Here is a 5,930-nt window from a genome sequence, read left to right on the forward strand (position 1 = left end):
TGACTTATGCCGATAAGCGCGAGTTGCGTGAAGAGATGTATCGCGCTTTTTGTACTCGTGCTTCAGAGCAAGCCAGCACCGAACAGAAATTTGATAATACTGCGATTATTGAAGAAGAGCTGAAATTACGCGGCGAGTTAGCCGAATTACTCGGTTTTGACAGCTATGCGGATAAGTCTTTGGCCACCAAAATGGCCGAGTCTCCAGAGCAAGTGCTGGGCTTTTTAAATGATTTAGCCAGCCGTTCTAAGCCTCAGGCTGAACGCGAATTAGCCGAGTTAGAGGCTTTTGCCAAAGAGCATTATCAAGTTGAGTTCTTGGCCGCTTGGGACATGGCTTATTACTCGGAAAAATTGAAGCAACACACTTACGCGATTTCCGACGAACAGTTACGCCCTTACTTCCCTGAAAACCGTGTTCTAGGTGGTTTATTTGAAGTGGTGAAACGCCTGTTTAAGGTAGAAGTGGTAGAGAAACAAGGCATCGATACTTGGCATCCAGACGTGCGTTTCTTTGAAATTAACGATGCCAGCGGCGAGCTGCGTGGTTCCTTCTATCTCGACCTATATGCGCGTGAACATAAACGCGGCGGCGCGTGGATGGATGGTTGTATCGACCGTCGAGTCGACGTGAATGGCCAGCTGATTAAACCGGTGGCCTACCTCACTTGTAACTTCAATAAACCGGTGGGCGACAAACCTGCGTTGTTTACTCATGATGAAGTGATTACCCTGTTCCACGAGTTTGGCCATGGGATCCATCATATGCTGACCAAGGTCGACGAATCCGCGGTATCGGGGATTAATGGCGTGGCTTGGGATGCGGTAGAGTTGCCTAGCCAGTTTTTAGAAAACTGGTGCTGGCAAAGCGAAGCCCTGGCCTTTATCTCTGGCCATTACCAAACTGGAGAGCCCTTACCACAGGCCATGTTAGACAAGATGTTGGCCGCGCGTAACTTCCAATCGGCGATGACTATGGTGCGCCAGCTAGAGTTTTCTTTGTTTGATTTCCGCTTGCATCATGAAACTGGCTCAGTCAGCAGTGTGCAGGATTTGTTAAATGAAGTGCGTGAGCAGGTGTCGGTGATTAAGCCGCCCAGTTTTAACCGTTTCCAAAATAGCTTTAGCCATATTTTTGCTGGAGGTTACAGTGCCGGTTATTACAGCTATAAATGGGCTGAAGTATTGTCGGCGGACGCCTTCTCAAAATTTGAGGATGAAGGTATTTTCAACGCCGCAACTGGCTTAAACTTCTTAACTAATATTTTGGAAAAAGGCGGTTCTGAAGAGCCCATGGAGCTATTCAAAGCCTTTCGAGGAAGAGAGCCGAAGGTAGACGCCTTGCTGCGCCACTCCGGTATTGCCGCTTAACAGAGAGCGGCTGGACTAAACAGGAATAACGCGGCTTTGGCCGCGTTTTGTTTGTTAATAGAGAGAACCCCATGTTTGAAGAATTTGCCCTGTGGTTAGAACGAGAGCAAGCGCAGCTGTCTACCTCAAACTGGATGTTTGATGTAGCGGTGGTATTAGCCCTAACCTTGATTGCCTTTGTCATGTGGCGTTTAATCGCCACCCGTTTGAGTCGTTTAACTGAGAAAACAAAAACGGTGTGGGATGACGCAATTTGGTTTGCTCTGTGGAAGCCGATCAATTGGATGATAGCGGTGGTGGGCCTATCTTTAGTGGCGGTGGTATTTGCCAATACTCTTGATTCTGACTTCAAGCCTTTTATCCCGATTATCCGCCAAGTAGCGGTGGTATTTATGGTGGCGTGGGCGGCGATGCGTTTTGTGCGTAAGGCCGAACAGCAATTTGTAGAAGCGGGCAAAGACAAAACCACCGTACAAGCGGTGGCTAAATTATGCCGTGCTGCGATTATTATTTTATTTCTATTGGCGGTGTTTCAAACCTTAGGTTTTAGTATTTCTGGGGTACTGGCCTTTGGTGGTATGGGTGGTTTAATCGTTGGTATGGCGGCTAAAGATCTACTGGCCAACTTCTTTGGCGCCATGCTGGTTTACTTCGATAAACCCTTTAAAGTGGGTGATTGGATCCGCTCTCCCGATCGCAGTATCGAAGGTACCGTAGAAAACATCGGTTGGCGGGTGACTAAGATTCGCACCTTTGATAAACGCCCACTGTATGTGCCTAACTCTATTTTCTCTAGCATTGCAGTAGAAAACCCTAGCCGCATGAGTCATCGCCGCATTAAAGAAACCATAGGCATTCGCTATGAGGACGCAGGCAAAATGAGACAGGTGGTACAAGACGTAGAGCAAATGCTGCGTAATCACCCCGAAATTGATACCAGTGAAACGCTGATGGTGAATTTTAATAGTTTTAATGCTTCGTCTTTAGACTTCTTTATCTACACCTTCACTAAAACCACTAATTGGGTGCACTATCACCATGTGAAACAAGACGTGCTAGCTAAGGTAATTGATATTGTGTTGGCCAATGGGGCCGAGTTTGCCTTCCCTACGCGTACCGTTCACTTAAGCTCAGCAAGCCCCTCTGCCGACTAAATCAAATTGTGCTGGAAGCCTTCGCTGGATTCCAGCATTACATCCTGCTTTTTTTAGCAATAATTACTGCATATTTATTCTGCCTAATAGCGTAAATCTTCACAATATGGGTATGGATAACAGCTAGATCTCACGTGATTATGGATATTTTCTTTATAATTATCCTGAAAATATTGATTTAACCTTGTCAAAATTTACTTATCTAACTGGCTTGCAGCATATTTGGGATAAATAAGAGGTAAATGCTGCAATTGTGATCATATGTGGTGTAAATAATTATCTTTCTAGTGGTTTTTTCTGAAAGTGCTTTGATTGTACGACAAAAGCTAGATTTTTAAGTTGCAAAAACTCAGGTTGCAAGCGCCGCCTGCTCTCAAGCAACTTGTGAAAGCCTATAAATTTAGGGTAAAACAACAGCCAATGAGGTGAATTTCGTATTAAAGGTTTAGTACGGCACTTCTGCAAACACAATCAATATATAAAAAAGCGAACATGGAGTTTTCAATGACTAAATGGAAGAAATCAGCTTCAGGGCTAGCGGTATCCTTAGCACTATTCGGTGCCGCAACGTTTGCACACGCAGCAGATACCGTTAAGGTGGCGATTGCTGGCCCAGTTACCGGTCCAGTAGCACAATATGGTGACATGCAATTTGCCGGGGGCGGCGTGGCGGTGGATCTATTAAACCAAGCCGGTGCTTTGTCAGGCAAGCAAATTGAAGCCGTGGTTTACGATGATGCTTGTGAACCTAAGCAAGCGGTAGCGGTAGCCAACAAAATCATTAATGACGGTGTTAAGTACGTGATTGGTCACTTGTGTTCAGGTGCCACTCAACCTGCTTCAGACGTTTATGAAGATGAAGGTGTATTGATGATTACGCCTGCTTCAACTAACCCCGATATTACCACTCGCGGTTACGGATTAATCTTCCGCACTATCGGTCTAGATAGTGACCAAGGCCCAACAGCCGCTCGTTACATTATCAACAGCGTTAAACCTGAGCGGGTTGCGGTTATTCACGATAAACAACAATACGGTGAAGGTATTGCTACTTCAGTGAAGCAAGAGCTAGAAGCCGCTGGCACCAAAGTGGTGGCCTTTGAAGGTGTGACTGCTGGTGACAAAGATTTCTCAGCGTTGATTGCTAAATTGAAAAAAGAGAATGTAGATTTTGTTTATTACGGTGGTTACCACCCAGAGTTGGGGTTGATCCTTCGTCAATCGGCTGAAAAAGGCTTAGACGCAACCTTTATGGGTCCAGAAGGCGTGGGTAATAAAGATATCTCTGCGATTGCTGGCCAAGCATCAGAAGGCTTGTTAGTGACTTTGCCTAAGAAATACGACTTAGACCCAGCCAACAAAAGCATCGTTGATGCTTTAGTGGCTAAAGGTGAAGACCCAACCGGACCTTTCGTATGGACAGCTTACGCGGCAATGCAGTCAATTGTTGCCGGGGTAAATGGCGCGGGTGATGATCCAGAAGCCGTAGCTGAATACCTACGTAACAACAGTGTAGATACCGTAATGGGCCCTCTACAATGGGACGAAAAAGGCGACCTTAAAGGCTTCGACTTTGGCGTATTCACTTGGCATGCTGACGGCTCATCTTCAGCCGCTAAGTAATTCCGTACTATACACCGGTTAGCCTTGGGCTAATCGGTGTTTCTGTTTTTAAAGACGCTTAATTGGTGGTCATTGAACCACTGAATTGGGGCAGCTATGTCTGAGCAATTTTTCTATTTCTTTCAGCAGCTAGTGAATGGACTAACCGTTGGTAGTACTTATGCGTTGATCGCCATTGGTTATACTATGGTGTATGGCATTATCGGTATGATTAACTTCGCCCACGGTGAAGTGTATATGATCGGTAGTTACGTGGCGTTTATTGTACTGGCTGCACTTTCCCTTATGGGGTTAGATTCTTTACCTATTTTATTGTTTGGTGCCTTTGCCATCAGCATTATTATTACCAGCGCTTATGGTTGGACGATTGAAAAAATCGCCTATCGGCCAGTGCGTGGCGGCAACCGCTTAATTGCGCTGATTTCCGCCATTGGTATGTCTATCTTCTTGCAAAACTTGGTTCGGCTTTCTCAAGGCAGCCGAGATATTGCCATGCCCAGTTTAATCACTGGCGGTTGGACTTTTGGTCCAGAAGATGGCTTCAATCTCACTATTTCCTACATGCAATTGGTTATTTTTGTGGTGACTTTTGTCACCATGATAGCCTTAACTACTTTCATTACTCATTCGCGGATGGGGCGCGCTTGTCGGGCCTGTTCCGAAGACATTGGCATGGCGAACTTGTTGGGCATTGATACCAATAAAGTGATTTCCTTAACCTTTGTGATTGGTGCCGCTTTGGCCGCTGTTGCTGGGGTGTTGTTGGGTATCTACTACGGTGTGATTAACCCTTATATTGGTTTTATGGCGGGGCTTAAAGCCTTTACCGCCGCAGTACTGGGGGGGATTGGTTCAATACCAGGCGCTGTAGTGGGCGGACTACTTTTAGGCATTACCGAAGCGATTACTGCCGGTTACTTCAGCACTGAATATAAAGATGTGGTGTCGTTTGGTTTGTTATGTTTTGTATTGTTGTTTATGCCTACCGGACTATTGGGTAAACCGGAGGTAGAAAAAGTATGAGTAAGCTCAACCTCTCTGGCGCACTAATATCTACCATTACCTTTATGTTATTGGCTGGTTGGCTATTGGGGATCCGCATGGAGCCTAGTAATAGCGGCTTAAATCTGGCCCTAGCTGAGCCTGAGTATATAAAATGGCTATTTATTGGTATGGCGGCGGTCTTTGTTAGCCAACTGCTTAAGCCTTTAATTTTTAGCGGCAAAATAAAAACCAAGACCCAAAAGAAAGCCTACTTTAAATTACCCAGCCCAGAGCAAAACCCTAAAGCCTATCGTTTATTAGTGTCTTTTGCCTTGGCTGGCGCCATTGTTTGGCCTTTTGTGGTGAGCCGTGGCTCGGTTGACCTAGCCACACTAACACTTATCTACGTGATGCTCGGTTTGGGCCTTAACGTGGTGGTGGGTTTAGCGGGGTTGCTCGACTTAGGCTACGTGGGTTTCTACGCGGTGGGCGCTTACACCTACGCACTACTCAGTGCTGACGGCTTTGGTTTTTGGACTTGCTTGCCGATTGCCGGTGGTATGGCGGCCTTATTTGGCTTCTTACTCGGCTTTCCGGTATTGCGCTTACGGGGTGACTATTTAGCCATTGTGACCCTAGGTTTTGGTGAAATTATTCGCCTGTTGCTGAATAACTTAACCGAATTGACCGGTGGTCCTAATGGGATCAGCGGCATCCCTAAACCCACCTTGTTTGGCTTAGAGTTTAACCGCCGAGTTAAGGGTGAGGGCTTTGAAACTTTCCACGATTTCTTTGGCAT

General features: G+C 46.0%; 5 protein-coding genes. All 5 read left to right on the top strand.

What is annotated here, in order from left to right:
- Window positions 1-1,370, top strand: a 1,370-nt coding sequence (locus ACQY6Q_RS09775) for a M3 family metallopeptidase (protein WP_427980767.1), incomplete at its 5' end; no start/stop codon positions are given.
- 71 nt (window positions 1,371-1,441) lie between these two features.
- Complete coding sequence (locus tag ACQY6Q_RS09780; protein ID WP_427980769.1) at window positions 1,442-2,524, top strand: mechanosensitive ion channel family protein; 1,083 nt, start codon at window positions 1,442-1,444, stop codon at window positions 2,522-2,524.
- 504 nt (window positions 2,525-3,028) lie between these two features.
- Entirely contained in the window at window positions 3,029-4,147 is a 1,119-nt protein-coding gene (locus tag ACQY6Q_RS09785; RefSeq protein WP_427980773.1) for a branched-chain amino acid ABC transporter substrate-binding protein, read from the top strand.
- Window positions 4,148-4,243: 96 nt separating this feature from the next.
- A complete protein-coding gene (livH, locus tag ACQY6Q_RS09790) occupies window positions 4,244-5,170 on the top strand; it encodes a high-affinity branched-chain amino acid ABC transporter permease LivH (protein ID WP_427980776.1) in 927 nt (308 codons plus the stop codon).
- Window positions 5,167-5,930: ABC transporter permease subunit (locus tag ACQY6Q_RS09795; RefSeq protein WP_427980779.1), on the top strand; the 764-nt coding region annotated here is incomplete at its 3' end. The genes livH and ACQY6Q_RS09795, both read left to right, overlap by 4 nt.

Source organism: Agarivorans sp. (assembly GCF_050295395.1).
In the GTDB taxonomy this organism is placed as follows: Bacteria; Pseudomonadota; Gammaproteobacteria; order Enterobacterales; family Celerinatantimonadaceae; genus Agarivorans.